This window comes from Rhodococcus sp. PvR044 (genome assembly GCF_040548995.1).
Taxonomy (GTDB): Bacteria; Actinomycetota; Actinomycetes; order Mycobacteriales; family Mycobacteriaceae; genus Rhodococcus_G; species Rhodococcus_G oryzae.
This window is the reverse complement of record NZ_JBEPSX010000002.1, coordinates 199,596-219,228: the sequence shown is the minus strand read 5'-3', so window position 1 is coordinate 219,228 and position 19,633 is coordinate 199,596. Positions and strand designations below refer to the sequence as shown.

Here is a 19,633-nt window from a genome sequence, read left to right as displayed (position 1 = left end):
GGCGCCGAGGTCCCCCTCGTGTACCGCGACCGCCCAGCGTTCGATCAGGCTTCGGATCTGCTCGGAGTCATCGGTCATGATCAGTCCTTCCCGTTGAACCGCTGTGTGAACCGCGGTGCCTGCTCGCCCCGCAGCCGATCGTGTGGAAGCCTCCGTCCGCAGAGGGCGAGGAGGATGTCCTGCGCGTGTCCGGTGACGGGCGTTCCCGACCCGATGGCGAAGTCCAGGTCGGTTGCCCGCAGCTCGACACCGCGCAGGTCGGTGCCGAAGTACTTCAGGTTCTTGGTCGACAGGCTGCCCAGGACGACGCGCAGACGGTCGGCGGGCACCGTGCGGTCGAGCCCCAGCGCGGTGGTGATGTCGAGGCCGTGGATCATGTCGTGCGACAACGCGCCCTCGTAGCCGCCACCCGGCGGCTTCCATGGATGGTCCACGTTGTCGCGGAGCGAGGCCACGAGTTGCCCCGAGGTCAGCTCCGCCGCGTCCCTCCTTGCCGCCCGGTCGGCCATCCGGTTGAAGTTGCCGCCCGCCTTGGCGATCCCGAACACCACCCGCAGCATCGAATACCGGTACGCCATGGTCATGTGCGAGACGACCTCGCGGACCCGCCAGCCCTCGCAGAGCGTCGGGGAGTCCCAGGCCGCCTCGGGCAGCCCCGCCAGCAGGTCCGCCAGCTCCGTCCGCTCCGCCGCGATCATCGGGCGGATCTGCTCCTGCGTCAGGTCGCCACCGGTCATCGCACAATCTCCTGCCATCGGGCCCATCGGGCGTGTGAACAGGTAGACCAGCCTCGACGGCGGAACTCATCGGCGCGCTCTGCGATACTGGCCGCGCACCACCCTCAACTCGGATCGTCCGGCACGTTCCTGCCGGTGAAGGGATCGATCGACACCCATGGCGACAGTCACCTACGACTCCACCAGCTGCGTGTTCCCCGGCTCCACCACGCCGGCCGTGGACAAGCTGAACCTGCACATCGAGGACGGCGAGTTCCTCGTCCTGGTCGGCCCGTCCGGCTGCGGCAAGTCCACCTCGCTGCGCATGCTCGCGGGGCTGGAGGAGGTCGACTCCGGCCGCATCCTGATCGGCAACAAGGACGTCACCGGCACCGAGCCGAAGGACCGGGACATCGCGATGGTGTTCCAGAACTACGCGCTGTACCCGCACATGTCGGTCGCCGAGAACATGGGCTTCGCGCTGAAGCTGGCGGGCACCCCGAAGGCGGAGATCCGCCAGAGGGTGGAGGAGACCGCGAAGCTCCTCGACCTCTCGCAGTACCTCGACCGCAAGCCGAAGGCGCTCTCCGGCGGCCAGCGGCAGCGCGTCGCGATGGGCCGCGCGATCGTGCGCCAGCCGCAGGTGTTCCTCATGGACGAGCCGCTCTCCAACCTTGACGCGAAGCTGCGCGTGCAGACCCGCACCCAGATCGCGCAGCTGCAGCGCCGGCTCGGCACCACCACCGTCTACGTCACCCACGATCAGGTCGAGGCGATGACGATGGGCGATCGGGTCGCGGTGCTCAAGGACGGGCTGCTGCAGCAGTGCGCCTCGCCGCGCGAGCTCTACTCCCGGCCGGCCAACATGTTCGTGGCCGGCTTCATGGGCTCGCCCTCGATGAACCTGTTCACCCTGCCCGTCACGGACGGCGGCGTGCTGTTCGGCGAGACCGTGATCCCTGTACCGCGCGGCGCCCTCGCCCTTGCGCACGAGCCGGAGGTGGTGCTCGGCATCCGCCCCGAGCACCTGGAGTTCTCCGACCGGGGCATCCCGATGGAGGTGGACGTGGTCGAGGAGCTCGGCTCGGACGCCTACATCTACGGCCGGACCACCCTCGCAGGCGCCCCGCACGAGGTCGTCGCCCGCGCCGACTGGCGCAACCCGCCGCAGAAGGGCCAGCAGGTCCGGCTGCACGTCGACCCCTCCGAGCTGCACTTGTTCTCCGCTGCGGACGGCCGCAGGCTCGACTAGATTCCTGACCGATTCAGGTTCGACGTAATGTCTCGGTTCGGCGGTGTTCCGTGCCACAGTAGGCAACGACACGGGCATCGGCGTCGCGCGTTTCGTGCTGCGCCGAACCGACCGATCCGATCCACCGACTACCGGGGAGATACTCCATGGTTCTGAATACGAAGGCGGTCCGCCGTGCGGCGGTCGCGGCAACCGCCGCATCGCTGCTCGCGATCACCGGTTGTTCGAGCGACAGCGGCTCGGGCTCCGGCGATGCCTCGGCTGAGAACACCGGCGGCCGTGGTCCGATCTCGTTCGCGATGGGCAAGAACGACACGGACAAGCTCACCCCGGTCATCGCGAGCTGGAACGCCGCGCACCCGGACGAGAAGGTCGAGCTCAAGGAACTCCCCGGCGAGGCCGACGACCAGCGCGACAAGCTGGTCCAGTCGCTGCAGGCCGGCAACTCCGACTACGACGTGATGGCGCTCGATGTCACCTGGACCGCCGAATTCGCCGCCAACGGCTGGCTGCAGCCGCTCGAGGGTGACCTGGCGATCGAGACGTCCGGTCTGCTGCCCGCGACCGTCGCCAGCGCGACCTACCGCGACAAGCTGTTCGCGGCCCCGCAGAACACCAACGCGCAGCTGCTCTACTACCGCACGGACCTGATGCCCACGGCGCCGGCGAACTGGCAGGCGCTCACGGACAGCTGCGCCACGGCCACCGCCAAGTCCGTTGACTGCCTGGTCACCCAGCTCAAGCAGTACGAGGGCCTGACCGTGAACACCACGCAGGCGATCAACTCGTGGGGCGGCTCGGTCGTCGGCCCCGACGGCCAGACCCCCGAGGTCGAGTCGCCGCAGGCCAAGGCAGGCCTGCAGTCGCTCGTCGACGCCTACGCGAAGGGCCAGATCGCCAAGCGCTCCACCGGCTTCACCGAGGAGGAGACCAACCTCGCGTTCGTCGGTGGCGAGTCCATGTACGCCTACAACTGGCCGTACATGTACACGAACGCCGAGAAGGACAGCTCCAAGGTCAAGGGCAACGTCGCGGTCGCGCCGATCGTCGGCCCCACCGGCCCCGGCGCGTCCACCCTTGGCGGCTACAACAACGGCATCAACGTGAACTCGAAGAGCAAGCAGACCGCACGCGACTTCGTCGCGTTCGTGCAGAACCCGGAGAACCAGCAGTCCTTCGCGGACGCGTCGTTCCCGCCGGTGCTCGCGTCCGTGTACGACGACGCCGCGCTGATCGCCAAGTACCCGTACCTGCCCGCGCTCAAGTCCGCGCTGGAGAACGCCGTGCCGCGACCCGTCACGCCGTTCTACAACGCCGTCACCAAGGCGATCCAGGACAACGCGTACGCCGCCATCACCGGCAAGATGAGTGTCGACCAGGCGACCGCGGACATGTCCGCGGCGATCTCGGCCGCGTCCAAGTAAGTCAGTAAGGCCAGGGCCCGGCTCGGGCCCTGGCAGTTCGAACACGAAGAGAACCAGGTACACCAACGATGGCTGACTCTGCTGGGCCACGGCAGGCAGACGAGGCTCGCGCCGCGGCCGGAGTCCTCACCGACTCCGGCCGCGACGTCAGCGCCTCCGGGCGCGAGGTACCCGACAGCGGGTATCCGGGTCACGACGACATAGCACCACCACCGCGCAAGAGAGACCTGCGGGCGGTGTGGCTGATCGCGCCGACGATGGTGATCCTGGCGATCGTCATCCTGTACCCGGTCCTGCGGGCCATCTGGCTCTCGTTCCAGGCCGACAAGGGCCTCGACCCGGTGACCGGCACGTTCACCAAGGGCGGCTTCGCCGGCTTCGACCACTACCTGATGTGGCTGACCCAGAACTGTGGTTCCGGGATGGGGTCCTGCCCGCCCGGCACCCTGGGCGCGGACTTCTGGCCGTCCGTCGGGATCACCTTCTTCTTCGCGGCCGTCACCGTGACCATCGAGGTCCTGCTGGGCCTGTGGATGGCGACGATCATGGGCCGCACCTTCTTCGGCCGTTCGCTGCTGCGGGCCGCGGTGCTGATCCCGTGGGCCATCCCGACGGCGGTCACCGCCAAGCTGTGGTTCTTCATCTTCGCGGAGAACGGCATCGCCAACAAGATCCTCGGGACCGACATCGCGTGGACGACGGATCCGTGGGCATCCCGGTTCGCGGTGATCGTCGCCGACGTCTGGAAGACCACGCCGTTCATGGCGCTGCTCATCCTGGCCGGTCTGCAGATGATCCCCCAGGACGTCTACGAGGCCGCCAAGGTGGACGGCGCCAGCGCCTGGCAGCGGTTCACCCAGATCACGCTGCCGCTGGTCAAGCCCGCGCTGATGGTGGCGGTCCTGTTCCGCACCCTCGACGTGCTGCGCATGTACGACCTGCCCGCGATCCTCAACGGCGACAGCGGCGCCACCCCGACCACCACGATGTCGATCCTGGTGGTCGCGGACATCCGCAACGGCAACTTCAACAGTGCGTCCGCGCTGTCGACGCTGGTGTTCCTGATGATCTTCGCGGTGGCCTTCATCATGGTGAAGTTCCTCGGCGCCAACGCGGTGCGCACGCAGGACGAACAGCGCAAGGGAGACAAGTAGTGATGGCGGGACGGCACCGCAGCGACGAGCTGGCGAAGTCGCCCTTCGGTCGCGGCGACGCGCTTGCGAAGTCGCCCATCGGGCGGGGCCCCGAACAGGCCGCGCCGATCGAGCGCCGCAGGCGGTCCCCCTGGCCGAGCGTGCGCACCTACATGGGTGCGGCCATCATCCTGATCTGGGGGCTGGCCCCGTTCTACTGGATGGTCATCACCGCGTTCCGGGACGTCGACCACACCTTCGACACCACCCCGTGGCCGACCTACGTCACGCTCGACAACTTCCGGGACGCGCTGGCCACCGACAAGGGCAACGACTTCCTCGGTGCCATCGTCAACAGCCTCATCATCGGCGCCGCGACCACCGCGGTGGCGATGATGCTCGGCATCTTCACCGCGTACGCGCTGGCGCGGATCGAGTTCCGCGGCAAGTACGTCGTGACCGGCATCATCCTGGCGGCCTCGATGTTCCCCGGCGTCGCGCTGGTGACGCCGCTGTTCCAGCTCTTCGGTGACATCGGCTGGATCGGTCACTACCAGGCGCTGATCGTCCCGAACATCTCGTTCGTGCTGCCGCTGACCATCTACACGCTGACCTCCTTCCTTGGCGACCTGCCGTGGGAGCTCGAGGAGGCGGCCCGGGTCGACGGCGCCTCGCGGGGGCAGGCCTTCCGGAAGGTGATCCTGCCGCTGGCGGCGCCTGCGTTGTTCACCACCGCGATCCTCGCCTTCATCGCGACGTGGAACGAGTACATGCTGGCGAACATGCTCTCCACCCGCGCGACCGAGCCGGTGACGGTGGCGATCGCCCGGTTCGAGGGCCCGGACTCCTTCTCTCAGCCGTACACCGCGGTGATGGCGGCGGGCACCCTGGTGACGGTCCCGCTCGTGATCATGGTGCTGATCTTCCAGCGCCGCATCGTGTCGGGTCTGACCGCGGGCGGCGTCAAGTCGTGAGCCGCGGCTCGTGAAGAACCGGGCGCGGCGTCGCCAGCAGGTCGAGATGCTGATCGGGATCCTCGGGTTCTTCACGGTCATGGCGTTCATCGCGGCGGTGGCCGGGATCGTGCGCGGCGAGGCTGGTGTCACCGAGTCGCTGGTGCTGGCCGGCTGTGCGGTGTTGCTCGGGCTGGCCGTCGCGGTGTGGCGACGGGTGCGCTGACCCTCATCCGTCGCGGGTGAATCTGGTGGCCCGTCCAGTTCGGCTCGGCGGAATTGTGGCGCGTCGATGGCCACGCCTGTTTACGAATGTCAGGATGCAGGGAAGACTCGGTCTCCCAGACAGGAATCCTGCATGTGAGCTCGCCCGCCAGCAATGCCCCGACGACCCCGCCGCCGCCCGAAGAACCGGGTGGTGGCGACCCGCCGGGTGATGAGCCCACTCCCCCGAAGCGGAGCAGGCGCCGCCTGTTCCTGTGGATCGCGGCCGGGCTCGTCACGCTGCTGGTGGTCGTGCCTGCCGCGGTGTTCGCTGTCGGCTACTGGCAGGCCGAGGTGCCGCATCCCTCGGACATGCGTACCAACCAGGTGGCGACGATCTTCGCCACCGACGGTTCGACGATCACGAAGGTCGTGCCGCCGGAGGGCAACCGCACCGATGTGGAGCTCGCGCAGATCCCCGAGCACGTCCGGCAGGCGGTCCTGTCCGCCGAGGATCGGGATTTCTACACCAATCCCGGTTTCTCCGTCTCCGGCTTCGCCCGGGCAGCACGCGACAACATCCTCGGCAAGGCCAGCGCGGGCGGCGGCTCGACGATCACCCAGCAGTACGTCAAGAACACCCTCGTCGGCGCGGACCGGAACGTCGTCCGCAAGATGCGTGAGCTGGTCATCTCCTCGAAGATGGCCCGGCAGTGGTCCAAGGACGACATCCTCGCCGCCTACCTGAACACCATCTACTTCGGTCGCGGCGCGTACGGCATCGCGGCCGCGTCGAAGGCCTACTTCAACAAGCCGGTCGAGGAGCTCACGGTCGAGGAGGGCGCCGTGCTCGCCTCCGTCATCCAGAGCCCGTCCAGCCTCGACCCCGAGACCAACCGCGCCAGGCTCGAGTCCCGCTGGCGGTACGTGCTCGACGGCATGGTCAGCCAGGGCCAGCTGTCGAAGGAGGCGCGGTCCGCCGCGCTGTTCCCGGCGGTGGTGCCGGCGAGTCAGCTGGTGGATGCGAACGCGGCGCGCGGACCGGAGGGGCTGATCCGGGCGCAGGTGCTCGCCGAGCTGGCCGCGGCCGGGATCAGCGAGCAGCAGCTGAACACCGAGGGGCTGCAGATCACCACCACCATCGACCCGAAGGCGCAGGACGCGGCGCTGGAGTCGGTGCGCGAGACGATGGCGGGCGAGCCGCAGGAGCTGCGCGCTGCGGTGGTGTCCATCGATCCGCGCAGCGGTGCGGTCCGCGCCTACTACGGCGGATCCGACGGTGCCGGTTTCGATTTCGCGCAGTCGCCGCTGCAGACCGGGTCCGCGTTCAAGGTGTTCGGGCTGGCCGCCCTGCTCAAGGAGGGAAAGGGCCTGCAGACGATGTTCAACAGTGCCCCGCTCACTGTCGGTCAGGTGGAGATCACGAACGTGGGCGGCGACGGCTGCGGGACCTGCACCATCGCGCAGGCGCTCAAGCAGTCGCTGAACACCAGCTTCTACCGGCTCACGCTGTCGATGGAGAACGGCTCGCAGAAGATCGCCGACGTCGCGCACGAGGCCGGCATCCCGAAGCAGATCCCCGGCGTCGAGGGCGAGAGCCTGACCCAGAACGGCGGCCCGCCGGAGAACGGAATCGTGTTGGGGCAGTACCAGTCCCGTCCGATCGACATGGCATCCGCGTACGCGACGCTTGCCGCATCCGGGATCTACCATCAGCCCTACTTCGTGCAGCGGGTGGTGACCGCGGACGGCGCCGTACTGCTGGATCGTCCTGCGCCGCAGGGGGAACGGCGGCTCGATGCCGCGGTGGCCGACAATGTCACCCAGGCGATGCTCCCGATCGCGGTCTACTCGAACGGGCACGCCCTGTACGGAGGGAGGCCGTCGGCCGCCAAGACCGGGACCGCGCAGTTCGGTGACACCGGGATGAACAAGGACGCGTGGATGGTCGGCTACACGCCGTCGCTGTCCACCGCGGTCTGGATCGGTACCGAGCAGTCGCAGGCGATCGTGAACCAGTGGGGCGGATCGATTTACGGGTCCGGGCTGCCCTCGGACATCTGGAAGGGCACGATGGACGGCGCGCTGGAGGGCACCGACTTCGAGTCCTTCCCGTGGCCGCAGCCCATCGGTGGCCAGTCGGGTGTGCCCGCGTACTCGGGTGGCGGCACCGGTGATGGTTCCCGCACCAACACGGGTGGCTCGGGACAGCAGGCGCCGCTGCCGCAGGCCCCGGCGGCCCCGGCTGTCCCGGATGGCGCACCCCCGGTCGAGGCCCCGGCCCCGCCGGTATTCGTGCCGCCCGCGCCGCTTCCGCCGCCGCCCCCGCCGCGGAATGTGGAGATCCTGCCTGGCATCGTCATCCCGCTGCCGGGGTAGGCGCTTCGCACGGGCGCGCGGGTGCCCCAAAGGCCCCCCGAACGGAATTCGTTCGGGGGGCCTTTGGATGGCTGCGGTGTTTAGTCGTCCGCTCCGATGATGAAGGCCTCGAGCTCGGCGCGGGCCTTGTCGTCGGCCATCTGGACCGGCGGGCTCTTCATCAGGTACGCCGACGCCGGGTAGACCGGTCCGCCGATGCCGCGGTCGAGCGCGATCTTGGCGGCGCGGACGGCGTCGATGATGATGCCTGCCGAGTTCGGCGAGTCCCAGACCTCGAGCTTGTACTCCAGGTTCAGCGGGGCGTCACCGAAGGCGCGACCCTCGAGGCGGACGTACGCCCACTTGCGGTCGTCGAGCCACTCGACGTAGTCCGAGGGGCCGATGTGGACGTTGCGGTCGTGGACCTTGCCGGCGAGTGCACCGGTCAGGTTCGACGTCACGGCCTGGGTCTTGGAGACCTTCTTGGACTCCAGACGCTCGCGCTCGAGCATGTTCTTGAAGTCCATGTTGCCGCCGACGTTGAGCTGGTAGGTACGGTCCAGCACGACACCGCGGTCCTCGAACAGCTTCGCCATCACGCGGTGGGTGATGGTGGCGCCGACCTGGCTCTTGATGTCGTCGCCGACGATCGGGATGCCGGCGTCCTTGAACTTGGCGGCCCACTCCGGGTCGGAGGCGATGAACACGGGCAGGGCGTTGACGAACGCGGCGCCCGCGTCGATCGCGCATTGGGCGTAGAACTTGTCGGCATCCTCGGAGCCCACCGGGAGGTAGGACACGACGACGTCGACCTTGGCCGCCTTGAGGGCCGCGACGACGTCGACCGGCTCGAGGTCGGAGACCTCGATGGTCTGTGCGTAGTACTTGCCGATGCCGTCGAGGGTCGGGCCCCGCTGCACGGTGACGTTGCTCGGCGGCACGTCGGCGATCTTGATGGTGTTGTTCTCGCTGGCGAGGATCGCCTCGGAGAGGTCGAAGCCGACCTTCTTGGCGTCCACGTCGAACGCGGCGACGAACTCGACGTCGCGGACGTGGTACTGACCGAACTTCACATGCATCAGGCCCGGCACGGTGGCCGTCTCGTCGGCGTCCTTGTAGTAGTGGACTCCCTGGACCAAGGACGAGGCACAGTTCCCCACGCCCACAATGGCCACGCGCACCGAGGTGCTGTTCTCACCCATGGTCGGGTTCTCCTTCTTTCTTGGGTACTGCTGTCGATGTTTGTTCGGCCACGATCAGCTCGTTGAGCCAGCGCACCTCGCGCTCGCTCGACTCGAGACCGAGCTGATGCAGCTGCCGGGTGTAGCGGTCGAGGGAACCGGTGGTCCGCCCAACGGCCTCACGGAGCCCCTCGCGGCGCTCCTCGACCTGACGTCGCCTTCCCTCGAGGATCCGCATCCGCGCCTCGGCGGGGGTGCGGCTGAAGAAGGCGAGGTGAACGCCGAAACCGTCGTCCGTGTAGTTCTGCGGACCGGTGTCGGCGACCAGTTCGGCGAACCGCTGCCTGCCGGCAGGGGTCAGCTCGTATACGCGGCGGGCACGTCGCATGGAGGCACCCGTCGGCCCGGCGTCCTCGGCGATCAACCCGTCGGTCTGCATGCGGCGCAGTGTCGGGTAGAGCGAACCGTAGGAAAAGGCGCGGAACGCGCCCAATAGGCCGGTCAGCCGCTTGCGCAGCTCGTATCCGTGCATGGGTGATTCGAGGAGCAGCCCGAGAATCGCGAGTTCGAGCATTACTGCACCTCCTGAGTCACCTATCGATTGATGCGACAGCAAACTATATCGCGCCGATATATAGGAGCCTACGACAAGGCGCGTTTGTGTGACAAGGCGTCACGGCTAGACGTACGCTCCGGGCCGGGCTAGTCCGTCGCGGGGTAGATCGAGAAGACCTCCCCGTCGAACCCCGCGGTTATGTGTCCGGACGTGCCCATCCGCCCGTCGGACAGGTACATCGACACCTCGGGGCCCTGGTCCCCGTTCTCGACGGACATGTGGATCGAATCCGGTGTTGCCACGCCCAGCGTCTGCGGGGCGCCGAGCAGCAGCCCGACCACGGCCGGAATGTCGAGCCGGGCCAGATCGACCGGGATCGTCTTGGGGTCCCGACCGGTGCGGGAATCGGGCTCCTGGAGTCCGTCCCGATAGTCGATGTCCTGGGACATGCCGGGCGCCCCCGGCTGGGCGCGCTGAATCCGCGCGTACTCGGGATAGATCGTCGCCTCGTCGACCACCGCGTCGCCGTATCCGGCGCGCAGCTCGTCGATCATCTGGGCGAGCCCCGGAGCGGACAGCACGTTCTCGGGGCGGTCGGGAGCGTCCGCGTCGCCGTCACCGCCGCCGATCGCGAAGAAGACGACGGCGCCGAGCGCCGCCACGGCCCCGATGGCGATGGCGAGGCGCGGGCGGAGGTGCAGGCCGAGGCCGGGGCCGGTCGGCGGGAGGGGCAGCGACCCCTTCAGCTTGTCGGGGATCTGCAGGTCCGACACCAGCGCGTCGAGCTCGGCGAGGGTCCGGGCGGCCATCGCCGCCTTGGTGCGGTCGCGGTGCTCGAAGTCGGAGAGCTGGCCGTCGTCGTGGGCGGAGTCGAGGAGCCCGCACACGTCGACGCGGTCGGTGTCGCGGGCGCGCATGCGCAGCGAGGAGTTGCTCGGCACCCGCCGAGCATAGGAGCGCGCTGCCGATCAGCTGGGCGTGGACACGCGGGTTACCTCCCCCGTGGGACTCAGCTCCAGGTAGCCGCTCGCGCCGGTCTCCTCGTTGTCCACGTAGATGGACACCGTCGGGTCGCCCTGTTCGAACTGCATCCCGATGTAGTTGATCGCCCCGCCCGGGACCCGCACCGACTGGGCGGCGCCGAGGAGGTGGCCGGCCAGGGCGTCGAGGTCGACGCTCGCCAGGTCGAACGGCGGATCGTCGCTGGTGTGGCTCGACACGCTGTCGGGGTCGAAACCGCCGCGGAAGGTGTAGTCCTGCTCGCGGTCGGGTTGGTCGGGCATCATCCGCGTGATGCTGACGTAGTCGCTGCGGAAGTTCGCGTCGTAGACGAGGGTGTCACCGAATCTCTCCCGATATTTACGGATGAACTCCTCGATGCCGGCCGCCGTGAGGGTGTCGATCGGCGCGATGACCCTCGGTGCGACGTCGGCGTACTTGTCGGGCGCGGGCGCTGCGGGGGGAATCGGTGCCAGCGGCGCGACCGGCGGGGCGGCCGTCGCGGGCGCGGGATCGGGGCCGTCCTGGTTGATCAGGATCAGCGCGACCGCTGCGGCGACCACCACGGCGATGCCTGCCACCAGCGCCCCACGGCGCGGCGGCGCGGGCCGGTCCGCCGCGCTGAGCGTGTCGGTCAGGGCCGTCGGCAGCTGCAGGTCGGTGACCAGTGACTCCAGCTCTCTGAGAGTTCTGGCGGACATGGCCGCTGCCGTGCGCGACTTGTGCTCGTCGAAGTCGAGCTGGCCCTCGCCGTACCCGGCGTCGAGCAGCGTGCAGGTGTTCGAGCGGTCGATGTCCCGCGCTCGGGTCGTATTGCGGCTGGCCACGGTCGAAATGATAGGAGAAGCGGCGCGACGGGGTCCGGCAGCCGGGTAGTGGCGCGATCGACAGTGCCGATTCGCGATCCGGCACTGGCACGGCGCAGCCACTGGTCGGGCGGGGTGCGCCGCGGGTGTCGGCCCGGCGTGTCGCAGCTCGCGCCGCCGCCAACCCGAGACCTCGCACGATTGCCCACGTACTCTGGTCACGTGCGATTGCAGCGGCAGGTGGTGGACTACGCGCTACAGCGGCGATCCCTGCTGGCCGAGGTCTACTCCGGCCGGACGGGTGTCGCCGAGGTGTGCGATGCCGGTCCCTACCTGCTGCGCGCGGCGAAGTTCCACGGCAGGGGCTCCGACGCGACCTGTCCGATCTGCAGGAAAGAACAGCTCACCCTCGTCTCGTGGGTGTTCGGCGACAGGCTGGGCCCGATCTCGGGTTCGGCACGTACGTCGGAGGAGCTGGTTCGGCTGGCGACGACCCAGGAGGAGTTCTCCGTCCACGTCGTCGAGGTGTGCCGCACCTGCAGTTGGAACCACCTGGTGCAGTCGTATGTGCTCGGAGCGGCCCCCGCCCCGAAACGGGCTCGCCGCCCCTCGGGTGCGCGTGCGCCGAGTCGCCGCATTGCGAGTGAGTGAGCACCACCAACCCGCCGAACGATGTAACTGACACAGCCGTGTCTACGTGAGCACTGGAGATTCCTACGTGAGTTCCCCCTACGACAACATGCAGGGTGGTCGACCCGCCGGACAGCCGCGGCCGAGTGGCCCGCCACCGGGGGGCCGACCGCCGGGGTACTCACAGCCCAACGCTCAACCCGGATACCCGCAGGCCCGGCCCAACCAGGCGCCCGGGTATCCGCAGGGCGCGCCGCCGCGCCCCAACCAGGCCGCCGGGTACCCGCCGCCGAACCAGGGGCAGGTCAACTACGCCGCACGTGGCCAGGCGCCCCGCCCCGCGGCGCAGCGGCCTCCGGCTCAGCGCCCCCCGGCACAGCGGCCCGCCGCGCCCCGCACCGCGTCGGGTAGCGGTAACGGGCCCGGTGGTCGTCCCCCGGCGGGCCCGCCGCCGAAGGGCAGGGGTGGCTCGTCGGGCGGTCAGCCGCCGAAGCCGCCGAAGAAGAGCAGCTCGAAGCGCTGGAAGATCATCCGCCGCACCGTGATCAGCCTCGTCGCCCTCGGACTGGTGGTGCCGCTGCTGACGTTCATGGTCGCCTACACGGGCGCCGACGTGCCCAAGCCCGGCGACATCAAGACGAACCAGGTCGCCACGATCTACAACAGTGACGGCACCTCCGTGATCAGCACGATCGTCCCGCCGGAGGGCAACCGCACCGACGTCACCATCGACCAGATCCCGCCGCACGTGCGCAACGCCGTGCTCTCGGCCGAGGATCGGGACTTCTACACCAATCCCGGGTTCTCCGTCTCCGGCTTCGCCCGGGCCGCGCGCGACAATGTCCTCGGCAGGGAAGACGCGGGCGGTGGCTCGACGATCACCCAGCAGTACGTGAAGAACGCGCTGGTCGGTGACGAGCGCGCTCTCACCCGCAAGATGCGCGAGCTCGTCATCTCCTCGAAGATGGCCCGGCAGTGGTCCAAGGACGACATCCTTGTCGCCTACCTGAACACCATCTACTTCGGCCGCGGCGCGTACGGCATCGCGGCGGCATCGAAGGCCTACTTCAACAAGCCGGTCGAGGAGCTCACGGTCGAGGAGGGCGCCGTGCTCGCGGCGAGCATCCAGCTGCCGTCGCTGCTCGACCCCGAGACGAACCCGACCGGCGCCGAGAGCCGGTGGGGCTACGTCCTGGACGGCATGGTCAGTGCGAACACCCTCAGCGCGGGCGAGCGGGCGGGCGCCAAGTACCCGCACACGATCTCGCAGTCCGAGGTCGACAACGGCGTCTCGGCGAAGGGTCCTGACGGCCTGATCCGTAGCCAGGTGATCAAGGAACTCGCCGCGAACGGCATCAACGAGCAGGTCCTCAACACCGAGGGACTGCAGATCACCACGACCATCGACCAGCAGGCCCAGCAGGCGGCGGTCGACGCGGTCAACAACAACATGGAGGGCGAGAAGCCCGAGCTGCGCACCGCGGTCGTCTCGGTCGACCCGAAGACCGGCGGGGTGAAGGCCTACTACGGCGGCGCCGACGGCGCCGGCTTCGACTTCGCCCAGTCCGGGCTGCAGACCGGTTCGTCGTTCAAGGTGTTCGGGCTCGCGGCGGCCCTCGATCAGGGCATCCCGCTGTCGAAGATGTACGACAGCGGGCCGCTGACGATCGGCGGCATCACCATCACCAACGTCGAGGGCGAGTCCTGCGGCACCTGCACCATCGCCGAGGCGCTCAAGCGGTCGCTGAACACCAGCTTCTACCGGCAGATGATGTCCATCGAGAACGGCCCGGAGAAGATCGCGGACATCGCGCACAAGGCCGGTATCCCCGAGGAGATCCCCGACGTCAAGGGCATCACCCTGCAGGAGCCGAACGGGTCCTCCGAGTACGGAATCGTGCTGGGCCAGTACCAGTCTCGTGTGATCGACATGGCATCCGCGTATGCGACCCTGGCCGCCTCCGGCGTCTACCGCGCGCCGCACTTCGTGCAGAAGGTCGTCACCGGCGACGGCACGGTGCTGCTCGATCGCGGGCCCGCGCCGGCAGGCGAGGCCCGGCTCAAGCCGGCGGTCGCCGACAACGTGACGTCCGCCATGCAGCCGATCGCGGGTTACTCCCGCAACCACGGCCTGGCAGGCGGGCGTCCGTCCGCCGCGAAGACCGGCACCGCGCAGCTCGGCGACACCGGCCAGAACAAGGACGCCTGGATGGTCGGCTACACCCCGTCGCTGGCCACCGCCGTGTGGGTGGGCACCGAGCAGGGCCTGCCGCTGCAGAACAGCTACGGCGGACTGATGTACGGCTCGGGGCTACCGTCCGACATCTGGAAGGCCACGATGGACGGCGCGCTGAAGGGCACCGACGTCGAGACCTTCCCGAAGCCCGAGGCGATCGCCGGTCAGGCAGGCGTGCCCGCGTACACCGCGCCGTACGTGCCGCCGAAGACCACGGCCGTCACGCCGAGCCCGACGCCGGCACCGGGGCTGACGCTGCCTCCGGTCATCATCACCCCGCGCCAGGTGGAGGTCCTGCCCGGCGTGACGATCCCGCTGCCGGGTCTGGCGCCGAGGCCGACCACACCGCCCGCGACGGTCGATCCGGGTCCGTCGCCGGGCCAGCCGACGCAGGACGAGGTCGAGGCCGAGGACGGTCTGAGCCCGGGAGCCAACGCGCAGGGAGGCAGCCCGCAGGGAGCGCCGATCCGGCCGAACCGATAGCCGATCGGTAACGTCACTGCGGTGGCCGAGCAACCTGACGACAGCACCGTGACGGTCGTTCCGCATGCTCCACCACAGGAGCCTGCGGGCGGCGCGGTCATCGCCTCGCCGGGCCCGTTGGCGGACGACTGCCGGTCAGTCGTGGACCGGGACCTGCCCGGGCGCACCGATCCGATGGTGGCCGAGCTCAGCGGCGTCATCGGCGGACCGGTCGGGCGGCACGCGCTCGTCGGCCGGACCCGCTTCCTCACCCCGCTGCGGGTGATCCTGCTGCTGGCGGTCGTCTTCCTCGCCCTCGGCTGGTCCACCAAGGCGGCGTGCCTCCAGCAGGCCCCGAACGGGCCCGGCGGTGCGCTCGGCCTGGACTGGAGCGGCAGCCGCCAGTACACCGCGCTGTGCTACTCGGACACGGTGCCGCTGTACGGCGCGGAACGGCTCGACGAGGGCGCCTTCCCGTACAAGAAGTCGTGGGAGGAGAAGGCGGGCGACGGGTCCACGCAGGTGCGGTACATGGAGTACCCGGTGCTCGCGGGGCTCTACCAATACGGCTCGATGAAGGTCGCCAAGGCCTGGGACGCGGTCTCCTGGTTGCCAGGGGCGCTGCAGGTGGTCCTCTACTTCAACGTGGTCGCGCTGGGATTGTCGCTGGCGTGGCTGGTCACGGTCTGGGCGACGGTGCTACTGGCAGGCAGGCGGGTCTGGGACGCGGCGCTGGTCGCGGTGTCCCCGCTCGTGGTGGTGCACGCGTTCACCAACTTCGACCCGCTGGCGACGGCGTTCGCGGCGGGCGGCCTGCTCGGCTGGGCGCGCAGGCGGCCGGTGCTGGCAGGCGTGCTGCTCGGGCTCGGCGGTGCCGCCAAGATGTACCCCCTGCTGCTGCTCGGTCCGCTGCTGGTGCTGTGCCTGCGCGCGGGCAGGATGCGGCCGTGGTGGCAGGCCGTTGCGGGCGCGGCCGCGGCCTGGCTGGTGGTGAATCTGCCCGTCGCGCTGCTGTTCCCGGCCGGCTGGCGGGAGTTCTTCCGGCTCAACTCCGAGCGGGGCGCCGACCCGGACTCGATCTACAACGTGATCTCCTCGTTCACCGGCTGGCCCGGTTTCGACGGCCCGCTGGCCGGCGGTGAGACCCCGACGAATCTGAACGCGGTGTCGCTGGTGCTGTTCGCCGCCGCCTGCGTCGGCATCGGGTACCTGGCCCTGACCGCCGCCCGCAGGCCCCGCGTCGCGCAGCTGTGCTTCCTGGTGATCGCGGCCTTCCTGCTCACCAACAAGGTGTGGAGTCCGCAGTACTCGCTGTGGCTGGTTCCGCTCGCGGTGCTCGCGCTGCCGCATCGTCGAATCCTGTTGGCGTGGATGACGATCGATGCCCTCGTCTGGGTGCCGCGGATGTACTACTACCTGGGCGTCCAGAACAAGGGGCTGCCCGAGCAGTGGTTCACCGCGACGGTGATTCTCCGGGATGTCGCGGTCGTCGCGCTGTGCGTGCTGGTGATCCGGCAGATCCGCCGCCCCGAACTGGACCTGGTGCGCGAAGCCGGGGTGGACGACCCGGTCGGTGGTGTCCTCGACGGCGCCCCGGACCGGCCGCCGGGGTGGCTGCCGTCCTGGCTGCGCCCGCGGGACCGGCGCGGCACGCAGGCGTGGTCGGAGGCGCCGGTTATTCGCTGATCCGCGCCTCGAGCTGGGCGCGGGCGAGCGGCCAGTCGTCGTCGATCATCGAGAAAAGTGCTGTGTTGCGCCAACTTCCGTCCTGGCGGCGGCGGTGTTTGCGGAGCAGCCCCTCGAACTCGGCGCCGAGCTTGGCGATCGCGCCGCGCGAGTGTGCGTTGAGCTCGTCGGTGTGCCATTCGATTCGCACCGCACCGAGATCCTCGAAGGCCCGGCGCAGCAGCAGCAGCTTGGCCTCCGGGTTGATCCGGCCGCCCTGGGCGGAGCGGGAGAGCCAGGTGTAGCCGATCGCGAGCGACTGGTGCAGCGGGTCGATCTGGTAGTACGAGGTGGTGCCGACCACCACGCCGGTCGCGGTGTCGATCTGGACGTACGCCAGCCGCTGCGGGTCGTCGAGCGCGTGGGAAATGTACTCGGTTGCGTCCGAGACGCTTTCGATCGGGCGCCAGGTCCAGTGGAACAGTGTCGGGTCGTCCGCGGCCCGGTACAGGTCCTCGGCATGCGCGAGGGTCAGCGGCTCGAGGCGGACGTATTCGCCGGTGAGCGTGGGCTGCTCGAACCAGGGTCCGGTCATGACGCCGCCGTGAGGGCCGGATCCCGATGACCGAGGCCGTGCCGCGGGCCCGCGTCGGCGCCCGCGGCGTCCCATCGCGGGCGTGCACGGAGGAAGACGAAGAACAGCACCACCAGCAACGCCGCGCGCCCCCAGACGCCGAACTGCACGACGAACTCCATCACGGACGCGTCCGATCCGCTCGCGAGCTCGTAGAAGTAGCGGAACACCCCGATCCCCATCGCCAGGTCGGCGAGCAGGTAGCCCCCGATCAGCGCCCACGGCACCCGCAGCAGCACCAGGAAGGGGATCAGCCACAGCGTGTACTGCGGCGAATGCACCTTGTGCAGCAACATGAAGCCGCACAGCATCGCCGCGCTCACCGCGATCCAGGGGTAGCTGCCCTCGCGGCGATACCGGCGCAAGCCGAGCCAGAGCGCCAGCGCGAACGACGCGGCGATGAGCAGCGGTGAGGCCAGGCCGACGAAGGACGCGTAGGCGCTGTCCGGGCCCTCGACGCCGCCGAACAGCTGCCGCACCCCCCAGTACCAGATCGAGTTGGTGGTGATGTCGGCCTGGCGATCGGACTGGAAGGTGAACGAGGCGAGCCAGCCGGGATAGCCGGCGAGCGCGAACGGCAGGTTGATCGCGATCACCGTGCCCGCCGCAGCGGCGGCCACCATCAGCGCACCCTTCGGATCGAACCGGCCCCGCACCGAGGAGGGCAGCTCGGCGCCGTCGGCCCCGCCGGTGAACACGAAGGCCATCAGCGGCAGCACGAAGGCGCCGGGGTAGATCTTCAGGCACAGGCCGATCGCGAGCAGGACGGCGGCGCCGATCGCCCTGGTGCGCAGCGGGATCCGCTGGTAGTACACGACCACGAAGATCGCCGCGGTGGCGGCCGCGACGACCGGCAGCTCCCAGTTGTGGAAGGCGTAGAGGACCAGTGGCGGGGCGGCCGCCCACAGCAGCGCAGGCCAGCCCGCGAGCCGACCGAGCATCCACGCGGTGGCGAGCCCGAACGGCACCAGGATCAGCGCCGAGTTCAGCAGGAACTCGGCATCGTTGTGTGCACCGATCCCGCCGAGCCACATCAGCAACCCGCTGAGCACGGGGTACTCGACGGTGCCGCCGGTCAGGAATCCGTCCGGCGTGATGCCGCCCGTGAGGTAGGGGAAGACGTGGTTGTCGATGTCGCGGCCGAGCCAGAGGAACTGGATGTCGGAGTAGCAGAAGTTGCTGTCCTTGAGCCGGTCGAAGACGAGGCTGCGGCCGTTCTCGGCGAATGGGGCGCCCGCGCACCTGGCCTTGTTCAGATAACCGAGGGCAAGGGTGAGCCCGCACAGCAGCGTCACGGTGACCGCCACCGCCGGTGTCCCTGCCTGGGCGCGCGTCCGCATGGTTGTCAGCCTAGGTGGTCCAGGCCGCGGGAGGGATTCCTCCGCCCTCGTAGCCGTCGCCCGGACGGACGCGATTTCGCAGGTCAGGGGCCGCTCGTGTAACCTGCATGGGTTGCTGACGCAACGACCCTCCTGTCACGGATAGTCCGTGGCCGTTTCACTAGTCCATAGGAGGTGATGAGGTCTTATGCGTCATTACGAATTGATGGTCATCCTTGACCCCAGCCTGGACGAGCGCACCGTCGCTCCGTCGCTGGATACGTTCCTCAATGTTGTTCGCCAGGACGGCGGCAGTGTCGACAAGGTCGACGTTTGGGGTAAGCGCCGTCTCGCCTACGAGATCGCCAAGCACAGCGAAGGCATCTACGCGGTGATCGACATCAACGCGACCCCTGCCACCGTGAACGAGCTGGATCGTCAGCTCGGCCTGAACGAGTCGGTGCTCCGCACCAAGGTTCTGCGCCACAACAAGTGATTTCTGTCTGCGCCTGGCCCTAGGCTCGGCGCAACAGGATTCCACACACTGCAGGAGGAACCCACATGGCAGGCGACACCGTGATCACCGTCATCGGAAACTTGACGGCTGATCCCGAGCTTCGATTCACCCCCGCGGGGGCCGCGGTTGCGAACTTCACCGTCGCATCGACGCCCCGCACCTTCGACCGTCAGTCCAATGAATGGAAAGACGGCGAGGCGCTCTTCATGCGCTGCAACATCTGGCGTGAGGCCGCAGAGAACGTTGCCGAGTCCCTGACTCGCGGTTCTCGGGTGATCGTGAGTGGACGGCTCAAGCAGCGGTCCTACGAGACTCGCGAGGGCGAGAAGCGCACTGTCATGGAACTCGAGGTCGACGAGATCGGCCCCTCGCTCAAGTACGCCACGGCCAAGGTCAACAAGGCCAACCGCGGTGGCGGCGGAGGCGGCGGAGGGTTCAGTTCCTCGGGCGGTTCGGGCGGCGGACGCCCGGCTGCCAACTCCGGCGGCGACGACCCGTGGGGCAGCGCCCCGCAGTCGTCCGGCTCGTTCGGTGGCTCCGGTGGTGGAAACGACGAACCCCCGTTCTGATCTCCGCTCTGGCGACAGC

18 protein-coding genes are annotated in these 19,633 nt (G+C 68.9%); 11 read left to right on the top strand and 7 right to left on the bottom strand.

The window, feature by feature from the left end; genetic code table 11:
- Positions 1–80 precede the first annotated feature (80 nt).
- Positions 81–737, bottom strand: a complete 657-nt coding sequence (locus ABIC28_RS07195) for a maleylpyruvate isomerase family mycothiol-dependent enzyme (RefSeq protein WP_354578168.1) — start codon at positions 735–737, stop codon at positions 81–83.
- Between the two features lie 157 nt (positions 738–894).
- Between ABIC28_RS07195 and ABIC28_RS07190 the strand changes: the two genes are divergently transcribed.
- The 6 genes from ABIC28_RS07190 (at position 895) to ABIC28_RS07165 (ending at position 8,061) form a co-directional block, all read left to right on the top strand.
- Entirely contained in the window at positions 895–1,968 is a 1,074-nt protein-coding gene (locus tag ABIC28_RS07190; protein WP_209928045.1) for an ABC transporter ATP-binding protein, read from the top strand.
- 146 nt (positions 1,969–2,114) lie between these two features.
- On the top strand, positions 2,115–3,392 hold the full coding sequence (locus tag ABIC28_RS07185) for an ABC transporter substrate-binding protein (RefSeq protein WP_097210820.1): 1,278 nt from the start codon (positions 2,115–2,117) through the stop codon (positions 3,390–3,392).
- A 68-nt stretch (positions 3,393–3,460) separates the two neighbouring features.
- Positions 3,461–4,546 (top strand): carbohydrate ABC transporter permease, encoded by a 1,086-nt coding sequence (locus ABIC28_RS07180; RefSeq protein ID WP_097210821.1) that lies wholly within the window; start codon positions 3,461–3,463, stop codon positions 4,544–4,546.
- A 152-nt stretch (positions 4,547–4,698) separates the two neighbouring features.
- Positions 4,699–5,499: a carbohydrate ABC transporter permease gene (locus ABIC28_RS07175; RefSeq protein ID WP_097210921.1), complete on the top strand. Its 801-nt coding sequence runs from the start codon at positions 4,699–4,701 to the stop codon at positions 5,497–5,499.
- Positions 5,500–5,509: 10 nt separating this feature from the next.
- A complete protein-coding gene (locus ABIC28_RS07170) occupies positions 5,510–5,704 on the top strand; it encodes a hypothetical protein (protein ID WP_097210822.1) in 195 nt (64 codons plus the stop codon).
- Positions 5,705–5,790: 86 nt separating this feature from the next.
- Positions 5,791–8,061, top strand: a complete 2,271-nt coding sequence (locus ABIC28_RS07165; RefSeq protein WP_097210823.1) for a transglycosylase domain-containing protein — start codon at positions 5,791–5,793, stop codon at positions 8,059–8,061.
- Positions 8,062–8,141: 80 nt separating this feature from the next.
- Here ABIC28_RS07165 and ABIC28_RS07160 read toward each other — a convergent pair whose 3' ends face one another.
- The 4 genes from ABIC28_RS07160 to ABIC28_RS07145 all read right to left on the bottom strand — a co-directional run bounded on the left by ABIC28_RS07160 (position 8,142) and on the right by ABIC28_RS07145 (position 11,603).
- Positions 8,142–9,242 (bottom strand): inositol-3-phosphate synthase, encoded by a 1,101-nt coding sequence (locus ABIC28_RS07160; RefSeq protein ID WP_097210824.1) that lies wholly within the window; start codon positions 9,240–9,242, stop codon positions 8,142–8,144.
- The gene (locus ABIC28_RS07155; protein WP_027502104.1) at positions 9,235–9,795 is read right to left on the bottom strand and encodes a PadR family transcriptional regulator; all 561 of its coding nucleotides are present in this window, start codon (positions 9,793–9,795) and stop codon (positions 9,235–9,237) included. Before ABIC28_RS07155 ends, ABIC28_RS07160 begins: the two co-directional genes overlap by 8 nt.
- Before the next feature lie 128 nt (positions 9,796–9,923).
- A complete protein-coding gene (locus tag ABIC28_RS07150; RefSeq protein WP_097210825.1) occupies positions 9,924–10,718 on the bottom strand; it encodes a DUF1707 SHOCT-like domain-containing protein in 795 nt (264 codons plus the stop codon).
- Between the two features lie 27 nt (positions 10,719–10,745).
- Complete coding sequence (locus tag ABIC28_RS07145) at positions 10,746–11,603, bottom strand: DUF1707 SHOCT-like domain-containing protein (RefSeq protein ID WP_143548395.1); 858 nt, start codon at positions 11,601–11,603, stop codon at positions 10,746–10,748.
- A 201-nt stretch (positions 11,604–11,804) separates the two neighbouring features.
- On the opposite strand from ABIC28_RS07145, the gene ABIC28_RS07140 reads away from it, so the two are divergent.
- The 3 genes from ABIC28_RS07140 to ABIC28_RS07130 all read left to right on the top strand — a co-directional run bounded on the left by ABIC28_RS07140 (position 11,805) and on the right by ABIC28_RS07130 (position 16,596).
- Complete coding sequence (locus ABIC28_RS07140; protein ID WP_027502101.1) at positions 11,805–12,233, top strand: DUF5318 domain-containing protein; 429 nt, start codon at positions 11,805–11,807, stop codon at positions 12,231–12,233.
- Positions 12,234–12,321: 88 nt separating this feature from the next.
- A complete protein-coding gene (locus ABIC28_RS07135; RefSeq protein ID WP_257017228.1) occupies positions 12,322–14,931 on the top strand; it encodes a transglycosylase domain-containing protein in 2,610 nt (869 codons plus the stop codon).
- 174 nt (positions 14,932–15,105) lie between these two features.
- Positions 15,106–16,596 carry a glycosyltransferase family 87 protein gene (locus tag ABIC28_RS07130; protein ID WP_354578407.1) on the top strand — a complete coding sequence of 497 codons (1,491 nt, stop codon included), beginning with the start codon at positions 15,106–15,108 and terminating at the stop codon, positions 16,594–16,596.
- Here the strand turns inward: ABIC28_RS07130 and ABIC28_RS07125 are convergent.
- Positions 16,586–17,170: a GNAT family N-acetyltransferase gene (locus ABIC28_RS07125; RefSeq protein WP_209928048.1), complete on the bottom strand. Its 585-nt coding sequence runs from the start codon at positions 17,168–17,170 to the stop codon at positions 16,586–16,588. The genes ABIC28_RS07130 and ABIC28_RS07125 overlap by 11 nt on opposite strands.
- Positions 17,167–18,549 (bottom strand): glycosyltransferase family 87 protein, encoded by a 1,383-nt coding sequence (locus ABIC28_RS07120; protein ID WP_245221100.1) that lies wholly within the window; start codon positions 18,547–18,549, stop codon positions 17,167–17,169. Before ABIC28_RS07120 ends, ABIC28_RS07125 begins: the two co-directional genes overlap by 4 nt.
- Before the next feature lie 187 nt (positions 18,550–18,736).
- On the opposite strand from ABIC28_RS07120, the gene rpsF reads away from it, so the two are divergent.
- Entirely contained in the window at positions 18,737–19,024 is a 288-nt protein-coding gene (gene rpsF, locus ABIC28_RS07115) for a 30S ribosomal protein S6 (protein ID WP_027502097.1), read from the top strand.
- A gap of 65 nt (positions 19,025–19,089) precedes the next feature.
- Entirely contained in the window at positions 19,090–19,614 is a 525-nt protein-coding gene (locus tag ABIC28_RS07110) for a single-stranded DNA-binding protein (protein ID WP_097210828.1), read from the top strand.
- Positions 19,615–19,633 lie beyond the last annotated feature (19 nt).